This window comes from Streptomyces sp. S3(2020) (genome assembly GCF_013044505.1).
GTDB lineage: Bacteria > Actinomycetota > Actinomycetes > Streptomycetales > Streptomycetaceae > Streptomyces.
This window is the reverse complement of record NZ_JABERD010000178.1, coordinates 1-19,610: the sequence shown is the minus strand read 5'-3', so window position 1 is coordinate 19,610 and position 19,610 is coordinate 1. Positions and strand designations below refer to the sequence as shown.

The 19,610-nt window shown below is 72.4% G+C and carries 22 protein-coding genes; 10 read left to right on the top strand and 12 right to left on the bottom strand.

Features of this window, described 5'->3' with window-relative positions; all coding sequences use genetic code 11:
• The coding region (locus tag HLK59_RS37315; RefSeq protein WP_171146063.1) for a serine hydrolase domain-containing protein at positions 1-1,095 on the bottom strand (1,095 nt) is incomplete at its 3' end.
• A gap of 137 nt (positions 1,096-1,232) precedes the next feature.
• Between HLK59_RS37315 and HLK59_RS37310 the strand changes: the two genes are divergently transcribed.
• Positions 1,233-2,462: a SpoIIE family protein phosphatase gene (locus HLK59_RS37310; protein ID WP_171146062.1), complete on the top strand. Its 1,230-nt coding sequence runs from the start codon at positions 1,233-1,235 to the stop codon at positions 2,460-2,462.
• A gap of 36 nt (positions 2,463-2,498) precedes the next feature.
• Here HLK59_RS37310 and HLK59_RS37305 read toward each other — a convergent pair whose 3' ends face one another.
• Complete coding sequence (locus HLK59_RS37305) at positions 2,499-3,701, bottom strand: MFS transporter (RefSeq protein WP_171146061.1); 1,203 nt, start codon at positions 3,699-3,701, stop codon at positions 2,499-2,501.
• A gap of 114 nt (positions 3,702-3,815) precedes the next feature.
• Between HLK59_RS37305 and HLK59_RS37300 the strand changes: the two genes are divergently transcribed.
• Positions 3,816-4,745: a LysR family transcriptional regulator gene (locus tag HLK59_RS37300; RefSeq protein ID WP_171146060.1), complete on the top strand. Its 930-nt coding sequence runs from the start codon at positions 3,816-3,818 to the stop codon at positions 4,743-4,745.
• 24 nt (positions 4,746-4,769) lie between these two features.
• Here the strand turns inward: HLK59_RS37300 and HLK59_RS37295 are convergent, their stop codons facing one another.
• Positions 4,770-5,195, bottom strand: a complete 426-nt coding sequence (locus HLK59_RS37295) for an arsenate reductase ArsC (protein WP_171146059.1) — start codon at positions 5,193-5,195, stop codon at positions 4,770-4,772.
• A gap of 19 nt (positions 5,196-5,214) precedes the next feature.
• Here HLK59_RS37295 and HLK59_RS37290 point away from each other — a divergent pair, with 19 nt between their 5' ends.
• Together HLK59_RS37290 and HLK59_RS37285 are read left to right on the top strand one after the other, a co-directional pair.
• Positions 5,215-5,529, top strand: coding sequence for a metalloregulator ArsR/SmtB family transcription factor (locus HLK59_RS37290; protein WP_171146058.1), 315 nt, complete (start codon positions 5,215-5,217; stop codon positions 5,527-5,529).
• 51 nt (positions 5,530-5,580) lie between these two features.
• Positions 5,581-6,306, top strand: a complete 726-nt coding sequence (locus HLK59_RS37285) for an aquaporin (protein ID WP_346779901.1) — start codon at positions 5,581-5,583, stop codon at positions 6,304-6,306.
• On the opposite strand, the gene HLK59_RS37280 is transcribed toward HLK59_RS37285, so the two are convergent.
• Positions 6,307-6,675: a metalloregulator ArsR/SmtB family transcription factor gene (locus tag HLK59_RS37280; protein ID WP_171146056.1), complete on the bottom strand. Its 369-nt coding sequence runs from the start codon at positions 6,673-6,675 to the stop codon at positions 6,307-6,309.
• A 114-nt stretch (positions 6,676-6,789) separates the two neighbouring features.
• Here HLK59_RS37280 and HLK59_RS37275 point away from each other — a divergent pair, with 114 nt between their 5' ends.
• The 4 genes from HLK59_RS37275 (at position 6,790) to HLK59_RS37260 (ending at position 10,909) form a co-directional block, all read left to right on the top strand.
• Positions 6,790-8,169 (top strand): FAD-dependent oxidoreductase, encoded by a 1,380-nt coding sequence (locus HLK59_RS37275; RefSeq protein ID WP_346779900.1) that lies wholly within the window; start codon positions 6,790-6,792, stop codon positions 8,167-8,169.
• Positions 8,170-8,244: 75 nt separating this feature from the next.
• Complete coding sequence (locus tag HLK59_RS37270) at positions 8,245-8,880, top strand: CatB-related O-acetyltransferase (RefSeq protein WP_171146054.1); 636 nt, start codon at positions 8,245-8,247, stop codon at positions 8,878-8,880.
• A 36-nt stretch (positions 8,881-8,916) separates the two neighbouring features.
• Positions 8,917-9,642, top strand: a complete 726-nt coding sequence (locus tag HLK59_RS37265; protein WP_171146053.1) for a DUF2625 family protein — start codon at positions 8,917-8,919, stop codon at positions 9,640-9,642.
• Positions 9,643-9,742: 100 nt separating this feature from the next.
• A complete protein-coding gene (locus HLK59_RS37260) occupies positions 9,743-10,909 on the top strand; it encodes a barstar family protein (protein WP_171146052.1) in 1,167 nt (388 codons plus the stop codon).
• 13 nt (positions 10,910-10,922) lie between these two features.
• Here the strand turns inward: HLK59_RS37260 and HLK59_RS37255 are convergent, their stop codons facing one another.
• From HLK59_RS37255 to HLK59_RS37240, 4 genes are all read right to left on the bottom strand, one after another.
• Complete coding sequence (locus tag HLK59_RS37255; protein ID WP_171146051.1) at positions 10,923-12,032, bottom strand: serine hydrolase domain-containing protein; 1,110 nt, start codon at positions 12,030-12,032, stop codon at positions 10,923-10,925.
• An 84-nt stretch (positions 12,033-12,116) separates the two neighbouring features.
• Positions 12,117-12,695: a hypothetical protein gene (locus tag HLK59_RS37250; RefSeq protein ID WP_171146050.1), complete on the bottom strand. Its 579-nt coding sequence runs from the start codon at positions 12,693-12,695 to the stop codon at positions 12,117-12,119.
• A 23-nt stretch (positions 12,696-12,718) separates the two neighbouring features.
• Positions 12,719-13,522, bottom strand: a complete 804-nt coding sequence (locus tag HLK59_RS37245; RefSeq protein ID WP_171146049.1) for a class I SAM-dependent methyltransferase — start codon at positions 13,520-13,522, stop codon at positions 12,719-12,721.
• A gap of 20 nt (positions 13,523-13,542) precedes the next feature.
• Complete coding sequence (locus tag HLK59_RS37240) at positions 13,543-14,460, bottom strand: EamA family transporter (protein ID WP_171146048.1); 918 nt, start codon at positions 14,458-14,460, stop codon at positions 13,543-13,545.
• 39 nt (positions 14,461-14,499) lie between these two features.
• On the opposite strand from HLK59_RS37240, the gene HLK59_RS37235 reads away from it, so the two are divergent.
• Positions 14,500-15,024: a MarR family transcriptional regulator gene (locus HLK59_RS37235; RefSeq protein ID WP_171146047.1), complete on the top strand. Its 525-nt coding sequence runs from the start codon at positions 14,500-14,502 to the stop codon at positions 15,022-15,024.
• A 289-nt stretch (positions 15,025-15,313) separates the two neighbouring features.
• Here HLK59_RS37235 and HLK59_RS37230 read toward each other — a convergent pair whose 3' ends face one another.
• The 4 genes from HLK59_RS37230 to HLK59_RS37215 all read right to left on the bottom strand — a co-directional run bounded on the left by HLK59_RS37230 (position 15,314) and on the right by HLK59_RS37215 (position 18,616).
• Positions 15,314-16,285: an NAD(P)-dependent alcohol dehydrogenase gene (locus tag HLK59_RS37230; RefSeq protein ID WP_171146046.1), complete on the bottom strand. Its 972-nt coding sequence runs from the start codon at positions 16,283-16,285 to the stop codon at positions 15,314-15,316.
• Between the two features lie 304 nt (positions 16,286-16,589).
• Positions 16,590-17,315 carry a DUF1775 domain-containing protein gene (locus HLK59_RS37225; protein ID WP_171146045.1) on the bottom strand — a complete coding sequence of 242 codons (726 nt, stop codon included), beginning with the start codon at positions 17,313-17,315 and terminating at the stop codon, positions 16,590-16,592.
• A 66-nt stretch (positions 17,316-17,381) separates the two neighbouring features.
• The gene (locus HLK59_RS37220; RefSeq protein WP_171146064.1) at positions 17,382-17,999 is read right to left on the bottom strand and encodes a hypothetical protein; all 618 of its coding nucleotides are present in this window, start codon (positions 17,997-17,999) and stop codon (positions 17,382-17,384) included.
• Between the two features lie 104 nt (positions 18,000-18,103).
• Positions 18,104-18,616: a hypothetical protein gene (locus HLK59_RS37215; RefSeq protein WP_171146044.1), complete on the bottom strand. Its 513-nt coding sequence runs from the start codon at positions 18,614-18,616 to the stop codon at positions 18,104-18,106.
• A 105-nt stretch (positions 18,617-18,721) separates the two neighbouring features.
• On the opposite strand from HLK59_RS37215, the gene HLK59_RS37210 reads away from it, so the two are divergent.
• A partial coding sequence (locus HLK59_RS37210) for an alpha/beta hydrolase (protein ID WP_346779899.1) occupies positions 18,722-19,610 on the top strand: 889 nt, incomplete at its 3' end.

The following is a 19,610-nucleotide window of genomic DNA, read 5'->3' as shown; positions in this document are numbered from 1 at the left end:
CCCCTGAAGCCCCTCGTACGCCGCCATCACCAGCTCCAGCCCCCGCTGATCCGCCCCCGGCTCGCGCATCTGGTTCGTCACGTACGCCACCGTCATGCGGGCGTCCGGGTCGATCATGACGAGTGAGCCGCCCCAGCCGCCCCAGCCGTAGGTGGTGCCGAAGCGGCCGTAGCCCAGGCCCCAGCTCACCGGCATGCCGAGGATGCGGTCGTCGCCGCTGTACTGCTCCTCGAAGGCCCGTGCGCAGCCTGCCGGAGACAGCAGCCGGACCCCCTTCACCGTGCCGGCGCAGGCCATCGCCGACTGGACGAGGGCGACCGAACGGGCGTTGCCGAAGCCGCTCGCCGCGGGGATCTGGGCCCGGCGCCAGGACACGCTGTTGCCGTCCCGGAGGCGGATCCCGGTCGCCGTGGACGGGCTCGGGTCCTGGTCCGCCGCGCCGGCGACGTAGTCCTCGTCCTGGCCGGGCGGCGGAACGGCGAGCGCGACACGGTGGTCGTGCTCGGCGGACAGCCCCATCCGGAAGTCGGCGCCGAGCGGCCCGGCCACCTCGTCGGCGAAGAACGCGCCCGGCGTCCGGCCCGTGATCCGGCGGACGACCTCGCCGACGAGGAAGCCCTGCGTCAGCGAGTGGTACCCGGCCGCCGTCCCCGGTTCCCACTGCGGGGCCAGCGCGGCCAGTCGGGCCGTGACCGCCGACCAGTCGTAGAGCTCCTCCACCGGCCCGTCGTAGTCCGGCAGACCCGCGGTGTGCGCGAGCAGATGCCGTACGAGCACCTTCTCCTTGCCCGCCGCGGCGAACTCCGGCCAGTACCGGGCGACCGGCGCGGCCACATCGAGATCCCCCCGGTCCGCCAGCACCAGCGCGGACAGCGCCGTCATCGTCTTGGTGACCGACCAGACGTTGGTGACGGTGTCCCGCTCCCACGGCACCGTGCGCTCGGCGTCCGCGAAGCCGCCCCAGACGTCCACCACGGGCTCACCGCCCACGAAGACCGCGACCGAGCCGCCGACGTCCCCGGCGTCGAGGTAGCCGGCCAGCGCGTTCGGCACGGCGGTGAACAGATCGTCGTACGAGCCCCGAATGTCTGCCATGCGCGGAATCTAGCCCCCGGGGGCAGGAGGGCGGCAACCGAATTTCCGGCGCCCGTGATCCGCGGGAACCGCCCGCCGGTCGCCCCTGGCTCATATCGTGGGAAGTGATGCGATATCGGCAGTGAGGCGGCAGAGCCATGGTGGACGCGGGGATCGACTACGCGGCGGTGTTCCAGGCGCTGCCCGGCATGGTGGCGGTCCTGACCCCCGAGCTGGTGTACGTGGACGCCAACGAGGAGTTCGTCCGGATGTCCGGCCGCAGCCGGGAGCAACTGGTCGGCCACTACCTGTTCGACGTCTTCCCGGACAACCCCGAGGACCCGGCGGCCTCCGGCATGCGCAATCTGGCCGCCTCCCTCCAGCGCGTGCTGGCCACCGGTGAGCGCGACACCATGGCCGTGCAGCGCTACGACGTCCGGTCCCTGGAACTGCCGGGCCGCTGGGAGGAGCGGTACTGGAGCCCGGTCAACGCGCCCGTGCTGGGCCCCGACGGCGAGGTCGTCCTCCTTGTGCACCGGGTGGAGGAGGTCAGCGAGTTCATCCGCGACCGCGGCGGACCCGTCGGCACCCGGGCCCGGGCGCTGGAGGCCGAACTGTACATCCGAGCCCGGGAGTTGCAGGAGGTCAACGAGCGCCTGAGAAGGGCCCACGCCCGCGAGCGCGAGGTCGCGCTGGCGCTCCAGGAGGCGATGCTGCCGACATCGCGACTGAAGGGGGACCACCGGGCGGCCGTCCGCTACCGGCCCGCGGTCGGCGCGCTGAACGTGTGCGGCGACTGGTACGACCTCGTGGATCTGGTCGGCGGCGACCGTATCGGTGTCGCGGTCGGTGACGTCGTCGGCCACGGACTGGCGGCGGCCTGCGCGATGGGTCAGCTGCGCAGCGCGCTGAGCGCCGCCTCACGGGTGGCCGAGGGCCCGGCGCAGGCCCTCGACGTCCTGGGCCGCTACGCGCACGTGGTCGCCGGCGCGGAGTCCGCCACGGTGGTCATCACGTTCATCGACTTCGACGCCCGCACGATCACCTACAGCAGCGCCGGGCACCTTCCCCCGGCCCTCGTCCACGCCGACGGCAAGGTCGAGTTCCTCGACGCGGCCACGGACCCTCCGCTGGACGCCAGTCCCGACCCGGTCCCGCGACCGCAGACGACGACCTCCTTCGCCGAGGGCGCCACCCTGGTGCTCTACACCGACGGTCTGGTGGAACGCCGTCGCGAGGACATCGAGACCGGTCTGGAACGCCTGGCGGACTCCGTCACCCGCCACCGCGACGCCGATCCGGAGGAACTGGCGGACGCGGTCCTGCGCGACCTGCTTCCGCCGGAGGGGACCACGGACGACACGGCCCTGATCGTCGTACGACTGTGAGGCACAGGCCTTCCGGGGCCACGTCCGGCGGTCGCCTCAGGCGGACGGCAGCGTGCGCCTGCCGAGCAGGAGCGGCGTGGCGAGGAGGAGGAGTCCGGCCGCGGCGATGGCGGCGCGGGGGGTGGTGAGGGTGGCCAGCAGGCCCCACAGGGCGGTCAGGGCGGCGATGGTCAGTTTGCCGCTGATCGACCAGGCGGACAGCGTGCGGGCGACGCGGTCGGGCGGGGTGTGTTCGAGCCGGTAGGTGGCCAGCACCGGGTTGAAGACGCCGATGCAGGTGATGAGTCCGAGTTCGACCACCATGACCAGCAGGAGTCCGGGTACGCCGGGACCGACGAAGGCCAGCCCCAGGGGCCAGCACACCCGCAGGGTTCCGGCGGTGACGAGGACCTCGCGCCGGCCGAAGCGTGCGACGAGCCGCCGGGACAGCCGTGAGCCGATCAGCCCGCCGACACACGGCACCGCGAAGGCGAGGCTGTACTGCCAGGGCGCGAAATGGAGGCCGCCGAGCATGAGGACGGAGAGCAGCGGTGCGGCCACCATGATCAGCCCGTTGACGAGGACGGCGTTGAGGAACAGCGGTCGCAGCACCGGGTCGGTGAGGATGAAGCGCCAGCCGTCGAGCAGCTCACGGCCCCTGATGCCGGTCCCCGACGCGGGCCGTACGGGCCGGATCTCCTTCTTCCCGCCCATGGCGCGGATCCCGACCGCCGAGAGCAGATAGCTGACGGCGTCGGCCACGACGGTCACCACGGGACCGAGCAGCCCGATCGCCGCGCCGCCGAGGGGCGGCCCGACCATGGTGGTGGTCCACATCGTGGCCTCGAACCGCCCGTTGGCGGCCAGCAGATCCCGCTGCGGCACCAGGGCCTTCAGGCAGGCGCCGGACGCGGCGGTGAAGGTGATGTCGGCCGCGGCGACGAGCACCGACACAACCAGAAGTTGTGCGAAGCTGAGCCGGTCGAACGCGTACGCGACAGGGACGCTCATCAGCAGTGCGAACCGGGCCAGATCCATGGTCACCATCACCGGCCGCTTACGACGGAACTCCACCCACGGCCCGAGCGGCACCGCCACCACCGCGCCGACCGCGAGACCCGCCGCGGCCAGCGCCGACACCTGGGCCGGACCCGAGTGCAGCACGAGGATCGCGATCAGCGGAAAGGCGTGGAGGGCCAACGCGGTGCCGAGCGCACTGACACCGTACGCCGCCCACAACCACCCGAAACTCCGCCCCATGCCGCCGCCTCTCTCCCTGATCCACGGACATCCAAGCGGTCGACGGATCCGGAGATCAAACAACTCCCGAGCGGCTCGGACACAACCCGCGGTTGTGGTCCTACGATGGCGGTCATGGACCTCGACGCCGTGCGGACGTTCGTGACGGCCGCGGAGACGGGACGGCTCCAGGACGCCGCCACGACCCTCTCGGTCACCCAGCAGGCGGTCTCCAAGCGCGTCGCCGCGCTGGAGCGGGAGCTGGCCGTACGCCTGTTCACGCGCACCCCGCGCGGAGTACGGCTCACGATCGACGGTCAGGCGTTCCTGCCCCACGCCCGGGCTCTTCTCGACACCGCGGAGCGGGCCATGGCCTCCGTACGGCCCGGCTCCCGTGCCCTGCGCGTGGACGTGATCGGCCGCAGGCTCGGCCCCGCCGCACTGCTGCGCGGCTTCCATCGCGCGCGTCCCGAGGTCGAACTCGACGTGGTGACCCTCTTCGACGCCAAGGAGGCACTGGGCGCCATCCGCTCCGGCACGATCGACGCGTCCTTCCGCGCCGTCACCGTCCCCGCCCGCCGGCTCCCCGACGGCATCGCCGCGGAACGGGTCTACGACGAGCCGATCCAGCTGCTGACCGGACCGCGCCACGCCCTGGCCACGGCCCGCGAGGTCACCCCGGCACAGCTCGCCGGGCACCGGATCTGGATGCCCGGCCTGGTCGCCGGAACCGAATGGGCGGCGTACTACGACGAGTTCGCCACGGAGTTCGGCCTCACCATCGAGGCGACCGGACCCGACTTCGGCACCGACCCGCTCCTCGACACGATCGCCGAGTCCCCGCGGCTGGCCACCCTGGTCGGCGAACAGACCCGCCTGGTCTGGCCCACCGGTCAGGACCTGCGCCGCATCACCCTGCGCGGCCCGATGCCGGTCTACCCGCACTCACTGATCCGGCGGTCCGACAACCCCCACCCCACCCTGGAGACGCTCCGCACCTACCTCGACGGCGCGGGGCCGGGCCGCCTCGACACGGAGACCTGGACACCGCACTGGGCGCGGTGACTCGGCGCAGGGCGCCGTGGACGGTTACGGCGTCGCGGCTTGCCGGCCGTCGATCTCGGCGATCAATGCCTCGATACGGGTCCTGATCTGGTCCCGGATCGGCCGGACGGCCTCGACGCCCTTGCCCGCCGGGTCCTCCAGGGCCCAGTCGAGGTACTGCTTGCCGGGGAAGACGGGGCAGGCGTCGCCGCAGCCCATGGTGATGACGTAGTCGGACGCCTGGACGGCCTCGGTGGTGAGGATCCTCGGCTCGGCCGCGGAGATGTCGACGCCGACCTCCTTCATGGCCTCGACCGCGGACGAGTTGACCCGGTCGCCCGGGACGGAACCGGCGGAGCGGACCTCGATGCGGTCGCCCGCGAGGTGGGTCAGGAAACCGGCGGCCATCTGGGAGCGGCCGGCGTTGTGGACGCAGACGAAGAGGACGGAGGCGAGCGGGGTGTCGGACATGATGTGAAAGTATCAGCCCATGCTGACATCAGTCGATGCTGATCTGATGCGGGTACTGGCCGACCCGCTCCGCCTCCGGATCATCACCCTGCTGGCCCGCGAGACGCTCTGCACCACGCACCTGATCGAGGAGACGGGAGCGAGGCAGACCAACCTCTCCAACCATCTGAGGGTGCTGAGAGAGGCGGGTGTGGTGGAGACCGAACCGTGCGGCCGCTTCACCTACTACAAGCTCAGGCCGGACGTCATCGCCTCCCTCGCGGGCGGGTTCGCCGAGTTGGCGCAGACCGCGCGCGCCACCGCCGAGAACAACGTCAAGCGGTCCTGCCCGTGATCCGCGAGACCTTCCTGAGGAGTCCCGTTGACCGTCACCGATGACACGGCCGTGGCACGGTCGGAGATCACCGCCGCCCCGCAGTCCGCGCCCCTGGCCGCCCGCGCGGCGGCCGAACTGCTCGGCACCGCCGCGTTGGTCGCGATCGTGGTCGGCTCCGGCATCCAGGCGACCGGACTGACGCGGGACGTCGGGGTCCAGCTCCTCGCCAACTCCCTCGCCACCGTCTTCGGCCTCGGCATCCTGATCCTGCTGCTCGGCCCGGTGTCCGGGGCGCACTTCAACCCGGTGGTCACGCTGGCCGAGTGGTGGACGGGGCGGCGCGGCGGCGCCGGGGTCGGAGTCGGGGCTCGCGGGGTCGCGGTGTACGTCCCCGCGCAGTTCGTCGGCGCGACGGCGGGCGCGGTCCTGGCGGACGCGATGTTCGGCGAGCCGCTGGTGAAGTGGTCCACACACGACCGGTCGGCCGGCCATCTGCTGCTGGGCGAGGTGGTGGCCACCGCGGGCCTGGTCCTGCTGATCTTCGGCCTCGCCCGCACGGACCGGCTCCGCTTCGCCCCGGTGGCCGTGGCCTCGTACATCGGCGCGGCCTACTGGTTCACGTCCTCCACGTCCTTCGCCAACCCGGCGGTGACGGTCGGACGTACGTTCAGCGACACGTTCGCGGGTATCGCGCCGGGCTCGGTGCCGGGGTTCATCGGCGCCCAACTCGTCGGCGGGGCGGTCGGGTTGGCCCTGGTGGCGCTGATCTTCGTACGCGGACGGCCCGTCGGGTAGTCACCCGAAGGCGCGCAGCATCTGTCCCATCGCGGCGACCACCGACGGCTCGATGCGGTAGTACACCCAGGTGCCGCGCCGCTCGGAGGTGAGCAGTCCGGCCTCCTTGAGCTTCTTCAGGTGGTGGGAGACGGTCGGCTGGGAGACGCCGACGTCGGAGATGTCGCACACGCACGCCTCGCCGCCCGCGTGCGAGGCGATCAGCGAGAACAGCCGCAGCCGCACCGGGTCGCCGAGCGCCTTGAACATCGCGGCGGTCCGCTCGGCCTCCTCGGCGGTCAGGGGCCGCTCGGTCAGGGGCGGGCAGCACGAGGCCACGGTGTCGGAGGTCTCGGGTTCGAGCAGGGGCAGCGCCTCGAAGTTCGACATGCGTCTATGTTGACACTTGTCGAATCAGGAGCCAAGCTGACTTCTATATCGATGAACGTCGAAACAAAGGGGCCTTCCGTGAACCCGCCCGTGAACCCGCCTGTGAACCCATCCGTGAACGCCACGGCCACGGCCACGGCCACGGCCACCGCCGTCGACCGCCTGCCCGTCGTGGTCATCGGCGCCGGACCGATCGGCCTGGCCGCCGCCGCCCACCTCGTCGAGCGCGGCCTCGAACCCCTGGTCCTGGAGGCCGGCCCCACGGCGGGTGCCGCCGTGCGGGAGTGGTCGCACGTCCGCCTGTTCTCCACCTGGGGCGAACTCGTCGACCCGGCGGCGGAGAAGCTGCTGGCCCCGACCGGCTGGATCCGCCCCGACGCGGCCGCCTACCCGACCGGAGGCGACTGGGCCGAGCGGTACCTCCAGCCGCTCGCCGACCTCCTGGGCGACAAGGTCCGCTACGGCGCCCGAGTGACCGGCGTCGCCCGCGCGGGACGGGACCGCGTCGTCGACTCGGGCCGCGACGAGCAGCCCTTCACCGTGCACATCGAGGCCCCGGACGGCCGCGAGGAACGCCTCACCGCACGCGCCGTCATCGACGCGTCCGGCACCTGGTCGACACCGAGCCCCATGGGCGCGGACGGCCTGGCCGCGCTCGGGGAGAAGGCGGCCGCCGACCGCGTCTCCTACCGCGTGCCCGACTTCGACGACCCGGCCGTACGCGCCCGTTACGCGGGCAGGCGCACCGCCGTGATCGGCTCCGGAGCCTCCGCGTTCACCGCCCTCGCCCTCCTCGCCGACCTTGCCGCCGACACCCCCTGCACACATGCCGTATGGGTCCTGCGCCGGGGCATCGGGACGAACACCTACGGCGGCGGCGAGGCCGACCAGCTGCCCGCGCGCGGCGCGTTGGGCCTGCGGGCCAAGGCGGCTGTCGAGGCCGGGCACGCGAGCGCGATCACCGGATTCCGCACACGGGCCGTCGCCTACGACGGCGACCGGATCGTCCTGGAGTCCGAGGACGGCCGCCGCACGGAGCCCCTCGACGAGGTCATCGTCCTGACCGGCTTCCGCCCGGACCTCTCCTTCCTCTCCGAGCTCCGTCTCGCCCTCGACGAACGCCTCCAGGCACCGACGGCCCTGGCCCCGCTGATCGACCCCAACGTCCACTCCTGCGGCACGGTCTACCCACACGGCGTGAACGAGCTCTCCCACCCCGAGCGGGGCGTCCACCTCGTCGGCATGAAGTCCTACGGCCGCGCCCCCACGTTCCTCGCCATGACCGGCTACGAGCAGGTCCGCTCCATCGCCGCCGCGATCGCCGGTGACCAGGAGGCCGCCGAACGCGTCGAACTGACCCTCCCGGAGACCGGGGTCTGCGGCGGCTCGGGCCTGTTCGACGAGCCGGAACAGCCGAGCGGCGGCTGCTGCGCGACCCCCGCCACCCTCCAGATCGGCACCACCGCCGAAACGGCCACGGCGGCTCGGCGGTAATTCGGCGTCGCCGGCCCCGGCGCGCTGCGATCCTGGCCCCGGACCCCGTACCCGATCAGCGAGGAATGGCCCACCATGCTCGTACCGGCCGATCCCACGGTGCTTCATCCGATGCCCGAGCAGCCGCGTGTGGTGCTGCTCAAGCCGTTGGTGACGTCTCCGCTCATCGAGGTGGGGGAGTTCTCGTACTACGACGACCCGGAGCACGCGACCGCCTTCGAGACACGGAACGTGCTCTATCACTACGGGCCGGAGAAGCTGGTGATCGGCAGGTTCTGCGCGCTGGGGACGGGGGTGCGATTCATCATGAACGGCGCCAACCACCGTATGGACGGCCCCTCGACGTTCCCCTTCCCGACCATGGGAGGCTCCTGGTCCGAGCACTTCGACCTGCTCACCGGACTGCCCGACAGGGGTGACACGGTCGTGGGCAACGACGTCTGGTTCGGCCACGGCACGACGGTGATGCCCGGTGTGCGGATCGGTCACGGCGCGATCATCGGCACCGGCGCCGTGGTCACCTCCGACGTCCCCGACTACGGGATCGTCGGCGGCAACCCGGCCCGCCTCATCCGCACCCGCCACAGCGACCAGGACATCGCCCGGCTCCTGACGGTGGCCTGGTGGGACTGGCCGATGGAGCACATCACCGCACACGTCCGGACGATCATGTCCGGCACGATCGCCGACCTGGAGGCGGCGGCCCCCTAGGTCCGGCCGGCTTCGGCGGGCTGCGATCATGCTCGGATGCGGGAGATCGACGAGTTGACCCAGGTGGACGACCCGGCCTGGCCGGAGCTTCAGGAGGCGTTCGCGGCCAGTGCCGTCCCGGTGCGGTCGCTCGCCGCCGACCCGGCAGAGGGACGCCGGAGCGTGCTCCAGATGCAGGTCACCACAGGCTCCACACTCGGCGCCCTGGCCTGGAACTGCGGCGGACTGGTCCTCGACGACGGCTGGGTACGGGTCTTCGGCGGCGGCTCCGGGGCGAGCGACGGCCTGCCGAGCCTGGCCCGGGTCAACCGCTTCCCCGACACCTTCGACCCGGACTGGTTTCCCGAGACCGGACTCGTCGTGGGACAGGACGTACTGGGAGGCGTGTTCACCCTGAACGGCCATGACCCCGCCGCCTCCGGCCGCCCCGGTTCTCCGGGCCGGATGACCTACTTCGCGCCCGACACCCTGGAGTGGGAGGCCATGGACATGGGCCACTCCTCCTGGCTGCTCTGGCTGTTGTCCGGCCGCCTGGAGACGTTCTACGACGGACTGCGCCGGCCCGGCTGGCGCGAGGAGGCCGCCGCGCTGGACCTCTCGCAGGGCATCAGCGTGTTCCCGTTCCTGTGGACCGAGGAAGCCTGCGCCGACCTCACCGCGAACAGCTGGCGGGCGGTGCCGATGCGCGAGGTCCTCGGGGTCGCCGCCGACTTCGCCCGGCAGCTGGGCCCGGCCGATCCGGGATTCCTCGGCGACGTATGAGCCGGTAAAGGAGATGCGTGAACCGCGCCCGGGTGAAACGCTTCCGTGGGCCTGATCCCAAGGACGTTTCAGGCGCCGGTGGTTCGAGGGTGGGGGACGGGTGCGGGGCGCGGAGCACGCGGTCTGGGAGCGGGATGTCCCGGTCAGGTATCTGCTGGTCCAGGAGGACGCGGACGGCGAGGAGCGGTACTGGGGACGGTGTGCCGGAGTCGAGGGCCTGTTCGCCGACAAGGTGCCGCCGCCGCGTGAGGTCCTGACCCTGCGGGGCTGCACTCCCGAAGGCACTCTGCGGCACGCCCTGTCGCCGGACGGCACCGGCACCCGGCTGCTGGGTGACGTGTGCGTCGAGGTCTGGGACGAGGAACACCCGTTGCAGTGGTGGACCCTGGTCGACACCGTCGTCATGGCACACCGGCCGAACCGGAGCGATCCGGCACTGGTGGACGTCGTCGTGGGCGCGGGCGTCGAAGAGGAACACGCCTGGGAGCACACACGGCCGGCACGGCCGGTGTTCAAGGTGTTCGCGGGGACCACCACGAGTGCCACGCCTGCCGGGGAGTGCCTGGACGTGGAGGGCCTGTTCGTCTCCCGCTACGGCCGGCGGCCGGTGCCGATGCACCTCGTCGGCTGTGAGCCCGCCGAGCCGCTGCGCACGGTGCTGGCGCGACGGCGCAAGTGGGACAGGGACTGGGTCGGGCTGTGGGCGCTGGACCGCCACGGCCGGGTGATGTACCGCCACCAGGTGTATCTGCGCATCGAGAAGGCGCGCCCGTCCGTGCTCGGCGCCGACCTCCTGGACATCACCCTCACCGACGGCGGCGAGCAGCGCCCGCTGGTGGCCCGTCCGGTCTGGGAGACCTGGTACCGAGGCGCCCCGACGGTCCGCAACCAATGGGCTCCGTACTCCACCGAGGCCCGTGCCGAGTGGCTCGAACTCACGGCCACCGGCATGCGCGAGCAGCGCCCCGACCGCTCCGGCGGCGTCCACCACCTCGACGGCGGCTTCGTCACCGACGAGCCCGGCCTGCACTGTGCGATGGCCGAGGCGCTGGTGGGCCCGGGCGGCTACCTCGGGCGTGAGTGGAACGCGTTGCGGGACTGCCTGAGCGGTGGCTTCGGCATAGCGGCGCCCTTCACCCTGATCTGGCACGACTCCCACATCGCACGGCAGGCCTTCGCCGACGACGTGTCCGAGGAGGGGCTCACCTACTTCGAGGACATCGTCCGACTCCTCGAACGCCGTGGCGCCACGGTCGAACTCCGCTAGAGGCGGGGCCTGTTCAGTCCTCGCCCACGACGGTCAGGTCGTCTCCCAGGGCCGCGGCGATCCGGGCGGCGCGCGCGTGGTCGTCCAGCCGACGGGTCAGATACGCGCAGGCGTGCCGGTGCCGCAGCGACCACCAGGCGGCGGAACCGCCGATGCCACCCTTGGCGATCTTCCCCTTGTCCCGGATGAGGCCCAGCGTCCAGGTGATGCGGGTGCCGAAGACCTCGTCGTGGCCGGTGACTTGTGAGGTGAGGAGCTCTGAGTGCAGCCGCGGGCCCAGGAGTTGACGTACCGGACCGTCCTCGTCGGTGAGCCGGGAGAAGAAGGCCGCCGTCGAGGTGGCCGTCGTCTGGAGGTTGGTGGCGCCGAACACCGACTGGCGCCAGGCCCGGGAGTTGGTGCGTTCCGTGTCCAGGGCGCCGTCGGGGATCCGCAGCCAGGGTGCGGCGGGCAGCCGCTCGGGCCAGTCGGGGTGCGCGTACTCGAGGTCGGCGACGCGGTCCAACGCGTCGTCCGGTACGCCGAACCAGGCGTCGAGACCCAGTGCCGGCCGCACGACGTCGTTGAACACCGCCCCCAGCGTGGTGCCGGCGGCCGCGCGCAGGACGCCGTCGACGAGATGGCCGTACGTCAGCGCGTGCTCGCCGAGCGAGGCGCCCGGGACGTACTCCGGTGCCGCCCGCGCCAGGCCGGCCCGCAGCCCGGCGTCGTCCAGCAGGTCGAGGCCGGCGGCCTCGGCGGGGAAGCGGGGCTGGCCCGCGCGGTGCGTGAGGATCTGGCGGAGAGTGGTCGCCTCCTTGCCGTTGCTCCCGTACGCCTTCCAGTACGTGCCGACCGGCTCGTCCAACGCCACCGCGCCCTCGCGCACCGCCACCAGCGCCGCGAGCGTGACGAAGGTCTTCGACAGCGAGTACGGCATCACCAGCGTGTCCGCCCGCCATGGCCGACTCCGCCCGGCGTCGGCCCACCCCGCGCTCAGCCGCACGACCTCCCGCCCGTCGCGCCAGACCGACAGCCCGGCCCCGGTCTCCGCCCCGTCGTCCACGAGCCGTTGAAAGACCCGCCGCACCTCGCCGTACTCGTCCTCGGCGAAGCCTTCGACGCCGGCAGGGTTCTCGGACATGGCGTTCACCCTCCTTGTGCGGTGGGGGAGTTCCCTTGGGCGGAACATACCCCTGGAGGGTATATGGGGCAAGGCTCGGGGTGCTCATCCCTCGTCGTCCCCGACGTCCCCTCCCAGGCCCCACTCGTCGAGTCCGGAGTAGATCAGCGCCGTACGGCTCCGGGGAGCCGAAAGGCAGTCGGCCTCGCCGTTGTAGATCGCCACCAGCGAGTCGGCGCCCCGCCACCAGGTGTCCGCCAGCCCTCTGACCTCGCGCACCGGCTGATAGCCGTCCAGCGCGACGGCCTCGACCTCGTCGCCGGTCACCTTGGTGATGCACTTGGCCCACAAGGCGGCGTGGTGGGCCAGGGCGAGGGACTCCACACACCCCTCGATCGTCTCGTGCAGGGCGGTCCAGCGCCACGAGTGGAGGCCGAACTCCCCACCGGGTCCGATCATGAACCCACCTTCGTAGCGCGGGGAGGGTGGCAGTGCGAGGCCGCCCCATCGGCGCTGGAACGCCACGACGCGGTCTGTCTCCTCCGCGGGGATGTCCAACTCCAGCCACTTTTGCCGGTGTTGCTCCATTGGCTTGATGTCGACCCTGACGCAGTGGTGGCTGAGGAAACCGCAGGCCCGGGAGGTCAGTCCTTTGGGCGTGCCGTCGAAGGGATTCAGATTCACCGCGAGGAGGCTACCGGGCGTTCTCAGTGATCCCGCTTGCTCCCCCGTACGGTCCACGCGCGGGCCTTCAGCGTGATCGCCCCGTCGGCCCCGGCCGGCACCCGGTCCCGCAGCGTCCGGCGCAGCCGCTCCCGGGTGGCCGGCGAGAGGGTGGCGACGTAACCGGGGGCGGGGCCCTGGCCGGACAGGAACGGGGACCACAGGTCGTCGAAGTGGGGGAAGAGGGTGGTGATGCCGATCGGCGCGACCGTCACCCGGGTCAGTCCGGCCTCGTTCCACAGGTCGGCCAGTGCGGTCGGGTCGCAGAGGGGGAAGCGGCGGCTCTCGTCATGCGCGGCCGCCGACGGGTCCACGGTGGTCGCGGCACCCCAGAAGTGGCGCAGGAACTCCATGCCCTCGGCGTAGTCCCACACATAGGCGGCGACCAGGCCGCCGGGCCGGACCACGCGCGCCGCCTCGGTGAGCGCGGCACCGGGCGTGGCCAGGAAGTTGAGGACCAGTCCGCTGACGACCGAGTCGAAGACCGCGTCCCGCACCGGCAGGGCCCGGGCGTCCGCCACCGCGAAGCGTGCCGGGGCGGCGGTCGAGGCGCGGGCCGTGGTGACGAACCCGGCGGACCCGTCAAGACCGACCAGTGTCCGGGGCCGGCAGCGGGCGGCCACCGCGGAGGTCAGGGCGCCCGAGCCGCATCCGATGTCCAGCCACCGCGCGCCGGGCGGACAGGGGAGCCACGCCACGAACTCGTCGGCCACCAGCCGGCTCCAGCGGCCCATGTACCGCTCGTACGCGTCCCCGGCCGCCCATACGTCGAAGCCTCGTTCGGTCACCTCTCCACCTTGCACCGGTTTCAGCGGCGATCGCAGGCGGAGGGCTCAGGTGCGGGAGGCGTGAGGGCTCGCGGACGGGAGTTCCGTCGCCCCGGGCGCGCGGGCCTGCCCAGGACCACGCCGGTCAGTACGAGCGCCAGCCCGCACAGTTGCCGGCCCGTCATCGCCTCGCCCGCCACGGCCGTGCCGAGCAGCACGCCGGTCACCGGGTTGAGCAGACCGATCAGACCCACGGTCGCCGCGGGCAGATGACGCAGTCCGGCGAACCAGACGGTGAAGGCCAGCGCGGTGGCGACCAGGGAGACATAGCCGAAGGCGAGGAGCGCCGACGGGGAGAGCGCGGGCGGCGGGCCCTCCACGACCGCCGCGACCGGCAGCAGGAACAGCGCGCCGGCGGTGAGCTGCCAGGCGGTGGAGGCCAGCACGTCCGTACCGGCGTTCCACCGCTTGGTCAGGATGTGACCGAAGGCCGACACCAGCATCGCCCCCGCCGAGGCGAGGACGCCCGGCACCTTCACCCCGCCCTCCCCGGTGAGCAGCATCAGGCACACCCCGGCGAGCCCGACCGCCGCACCGGTCAGGTGCGCGAGGCCCGGCCGCTCGGCGACCAGGGGCCAGGCGATGAGCATCATCGTCAGCGGGGACAGCGCCATGACCGTCGAGGCGATGCTCGTCGGAAGCAGCTGGGAAGCGACGTAGACGAGCACGAAGAACACGCTCACATTGAGCAGGCCCAGCACCGCGGACCGCCCCCACCACACACCGCGCGGCAGCTTCCGGCACAGCGCCAGCAGGACGAGCCCGGCGGGCAGCGCCCGCAGCGCCGCCCCGTACAGCGGGCTGTCCGCGGGCAGGTACTCGTGCGTGACGAAGTAGTTGGTCCCCCAGGCGACCGGCGCGACCGCGGTCAGCGCCACCCAGCGTGTATTGGCTTCCATGGAAGCCAATATAACTTCCTGGGAAGGTATTGTGACCGCATGGAACAACCCGACCGCGTGGCCCGCATCCAGGCCGACTGGCGTCGTGAGCGGCCCGACCTCGACGTCACCCCGCAAGGAGTGATCGGACGACTGCACCGCCTGGCCGACCGGCTCACCGAGGAGCTCTGCCTCGTCTACGGCGAATACGGCCTGAGTGAGGGGGAGTTCGACGTCCTGTGCGCCCTGCGCCGCGCCGGTGAACCCTACGAACGGGCGCCCGGCGAACTCGCCGCGCACACCATGGTCACCACCGGGGCGATGACGAAGCGGATCGACCGCCTGGAGCGCGCCGGACTCGTCACCCGCCGACGGGCCGACGACGACCAGCGGGGCCGGATCGTCGCCCTCACCAGGCCCGGCCGCGAACTGATCGACCGGGCCTTCACCGACCACATGCGCAACGAACACCGCCTCCTGGACCTGCTCACCTCCACCGAGGCCGAAACCCTCGAAACGCTCCTCACGACCTGGCTCACCCGAGTGGAAACCCCCGGCCGTCAGGAGGGCGCGCGCACCGACTGACGGATGACCGACCGGGCGCCGAGCACCACGTGCCCGTCGCCCCCGATCCGGTCCGCACGCTCCAGCACCGGACGTACGGCCGTACGCCCGAGTTCCTCGACGTGCTCGGCGGCATGCGCCCGCAGCGCGTCCCGGCAGTCCCGGGGCGACCGGCCCCGCGGCCCGGGCGGAGAGCGCCTCGGGGTGCACGTTGACCGAGTAGTGCAGTGACTCGACGGCCGCCGTGGTACGGGTCCGTGTCTTGTCGGAGGACGGGTGGTTTTCGGCGAGGGTACGGGAAAGCACGTGGTCAGACCGTGACGACCAGTTTGCCCCGTGGATGGCCCTTCTCCAGGTGGCGTACGGCGTCGGCTGCCTCGGCGAGGGGGTAGGCGCGGTCGATGACCGGAGTGATCGCGCCCGTGTCGATGAGTTCCTTGAGCGCGAGGAGGTCCTGCTGGCGGGTGGCAGCGAACAGTGGCCGGAAGCGCTGGCCCACGAAGGCCGAGAGCAGCAGGCCGCGGGCCAACCGGTCCAGGCCGCCGAGCACGGGGCCCGCGTCCTCGCCGCCGACGAAGACGGCGGTGCCGCGCGGGGCGAGGACACGGCGCAGCCGGGAGAGGGAGCGGTTGCCGGCGGCGTCGACGATGAGGTCGTAGCGGACTGGCCGGCCGGTGATGTCCTCGTGGGTGTAGTCGACGACGTCGGTGGCGCCGAGCGAGCGGACCAGGTCGGCCGCGGTGGGGCCGCAGACGCCGGTGACCTCGGCGCCGTAGTGTGCCGCGAGCTGGACGGCGTAGGTCCCCACCCCGCCCGACGCGCCGATGACGAGGACCTTCTGCCCTGGCCGGGGGAGTGCCACGGCGAGGGCCTGGAGGGCGGTGACTCCGGAGACGGGCAGGACGGCGGCCTGTTCGAAGGAGAGGCTCGCCGGCTTGGCGGCGAGTTGTTCGGCCTTGCCGCACGCGAATTCGGCGAAGGAGCCGTCGCACTGGCCGAAGACCTCGTCACCGGGCTTGAACGCCGTCACCCCGGCGCCCACGGCCTCGACACGTCCGGCGGCGTCCCAGCCGCGCACGGTGTGGGCGGGGCGGCGCAGCCCGAGCTGCGGGCTGAGCCGGGCGATGTAGGGCCGTCCGGTCATCAGGTGCCAGACGCTCGGGTCGACGCCGGCGGCCCGCACCTCGACGAGCACCTCGTCGTCGCGGGGGACGGGACGGTCGATGTCCCGCAGGTGCAGTGTGTCGGTGGAACCGTAGGCGTTCTGGACGATGGCCTTCATAGGGGCTCTCCTTGACCGCCGGTTGGTCGGGATTCCCTGGGATCGTCGCGGTGAACCGTGCCGGTGGCCAGTGTTCGGGGTAGGACTGCGTCAGGAGTCGAGGAGAGGGCGGACGCGATGCGCAGGATTCCTGTCCGGGCCGTCCAGGTGGTCGGAGTGCTCGCCGCGGTGGTGGTCGCGCTGTGGCTGGCGACCTTGCTCGTCAAGAACTTCTGAAAGAACTTCTGGGGAAAGGCCCCCGCACCGCGGACTTCCGTACCGCGGACTTCCGTGCGTGCGAGGGCCCTTGGAGAGCGCTGCCGGACTACTGCTGGGCGCCGCCCCGTCGGCGTACGACGGCAACGACCGCCCCCGCCACGAGCAGCACGGCCGCCGCGATGCCGATCCACACGCCCGTGGACGGTCCGCTGTCCTCGTCCTGCTCGGTGTCGGCGGCCTGCGGGGTGGGAGAGACGTTGGTCTCCGCGGCCGACGGCGTCGGCGTAGGCGTCGGGGTCGGTGACGCGCTGGGGGCGGGGCTGACCGTGGTCGCGCCCGGCGCGGCCGCCTTCAGTTCGAGGACCGGGGCCTCGTTGCCGTGCCCGTGTCCGTGCCCGTCGTCGGACTCGCCCAGTTCGATCCAGCGGTCGACCTTGCCGTCGCTGTAGGTCTGGAGCGTCTTGAACGCCAGCTCCTTCGCGTCGGGCAGTTGCCGTACGACGATCGAGTGCTCGGCGTCGCCACCGACCTTCACGGCCGGGCCCTTGACGGTGTACCCGTCGTCGGTGGTGGCGAACTCCCAGCCCTCGGGGCCGTCCTCGTACGTCACGTCGGACGGGGTGATGCCCTTGGGCAGGATCACCCGGATCTGGGTGACGCCGGCGGTGGCCGACTCCGACTCGGCGGTGAAGGTGAGCTCGACGTTCTGGGCGAGGGCCCGCGCGTTCTCGGCCTCCACCTCCACATGGGCGGCGGCCGGAACGGCGGTGAGCAGGACGGCGGTTGCCGCGGCCGCGGTGGCGACGGCGAGGCGGCGGGTGGTGCGGGACATGGGTGTCTCCAGGCAGGGGGGTGTGCCGGGATCGCCGCAACCGGCTTCCCGGCCGGGTCAGTTGACTCAGGCCGACCCGGCCGCGGGAGGACCGCGCCGTACCACCGCGTACGCGAGTACCGGACAGGTGGCCGCGGACCGTCCGGTCGGCGTCGGCACGGGAACCGGCGGCCGGAGCCGCACGACCGTCCGAGGCCGGGTGAACAAGGTGTGCGCGGCGGCGACATGGGCGCGCGCCGCGTCGAGCACCGCGGCCACGCCGCGCGCGAGGGTCCAGCAGGCCGAGTCGGCGCGGTGCAGGAGGATCGCGACGAGTACGGCGGCCAGGGCGTGGGCCGCCGCCATGGCCACGGAGTCGTAGGAGCCCGTGTGCGCGCCCCGCACATGGTGACCGTGCTGGTGGGCGGGGGGCTGTGGGTGCGCGCCGAGGGTCAGCCACAGGTGCAGCCCGGACTGGCCCACGACACTGCAGGCCACGACCGTACCCACGTGCCGGGGACGGCGTACGCCGACCAGCCCCAGACCGAACAGCGCGGCGGCCACGGCCGAGCCCTGCGCCCAGGGGACGGAGCCCTCGGCGGCCAGGTGGTGGGCGCTCACCCCCAGCACCGTGCCGACGACGGCGAACACCGCGGCCCGCAGGACGGGCAGAGGCGCTGGACGGTGCGTGGCGGGCCGGTGCATGACCTGCTCATCTTGGGCCATGGGTCGCTCGGCGCGCAGGCCGGTCGGCAAATGAGACGGACGCCTCGGCCGTGCCGGACGCCGTGGCGGGCCGGGCCAGGGCGTCAGAGTCTGAAGGCCACGCCGCGCCATGTCCATCCCGCGCCGAGGACCGCCGCGCGCAGCGGGTCCTTGAGCTCCGCGGGATCGAAGCGGAAGACCTCCGTCCGGTGCCTGCGGCCGTCGGCTCCGCGCTCGTACGTCCACTGCCTGCTGACCGCGGAGACCTGCCCGCGGGAGTACTCACGGGAGAGGGCGAGCCGGGGCGTCTCCCCGACCCAGGTGACCTGCCACTGCTCGTCGACGGCGCGCACCTCGTGGTCGTCCGGGACCAGGCGCATCCGTGTCCTGAGGGTCGACGTGAGCCGGGTGCGGGCGAAGAAGGTGTGCCAGGCGGGTTCCTCGATCCGCCACTCCGCGACCAGGTCGGCACGCTCGTCGGGCAGGGCGTCGCGCACGGCGTACGGCACGTCGGGTCCGTTGACGGCGAGCAGCGCGGTCCGGACCTCCTCGGCGGAACGCGGTGCGATGCCGCTGTCGGGATGACGCGTGCCGGTCAGCTTGTCGAAGAGGCCCATCGGGTCAACCTACGGACGGGCGGCGGGAGTCGGCAAACGTGGTCGAATGCGGTCGGTTGCGATACGATACGTCTCGTCTTGGTTGATCGGTTGAGGAGCGCAGGAGTGGAACGCATGGTCGACGTGGCCCCCGGTGTGCGCCTGTGGATGGAGGAGCGCGGCTCGGCCGGGGCCCCTGCGCTGCTGCTGATCATGGGTGCCCAGGCGTCGGGGCTGGGGTGGCCCGACGAACTGGTCGACAGGCTCGGCACCCACCATCGCGTCATCCGCTACGACCACCGGGACACCGGCCGTTCGACCTGGCGGTTCGACGAGCGGCCCTACCCGCTCACCCGACTCGCGGAAGACGCCGTCGCAGTGCTGGACCGGCTCGGTGTCGAACGCGCCCACGTCGTCGGTATGTCGCTGGGCGGCATGCTCACCCAACTCCTCGTGGCCGACCATCCCGACCGGTTGCTCAGCGCGACCCTGATCGGTACGGCGGCCCTCAGCGGCATCCCGTACGTGGCTCCGGACGGAACCCGCATCCCGCCGGAGGAGCTGCCCGGCGTCGCCCCGCACCTGCTGGAGGTGTGGTCCCGCCCGGTGGAAGACCATGGCGTGGAGGCCGAGTTGGAACGCCGGGTCGCGCACTGGCAGGCACTGGGCGGCGATCAGCTGCCCTTCGACGCCGACTACGCCCGCGCCCTGGAACGGAGGATCATCGAGCACACGGGCCACCACGCCGCCGGCACCGCCCACGCCCGTGCCGACACCTCCGGCATGGACCGCACCGGACAGCTCGCCCGCACCGACGTGCCCACCCCCGACGACAGCCCCCGCTGGCTCCCCATCCTCCGCCCCCTCACCGCCCGCCGCCTGCTCGGCGTCCAACTCCTAATCTCCGACGCCCCCCCGCCCCCCGCCCCCCACCCCACCGCCCCCCCCCCCCCCCCCCCAGCCCCCCCCCCCCCCCCCCCCCCCCCCCCCCCCCCCCCCCCCCCCCCCCCCCCCC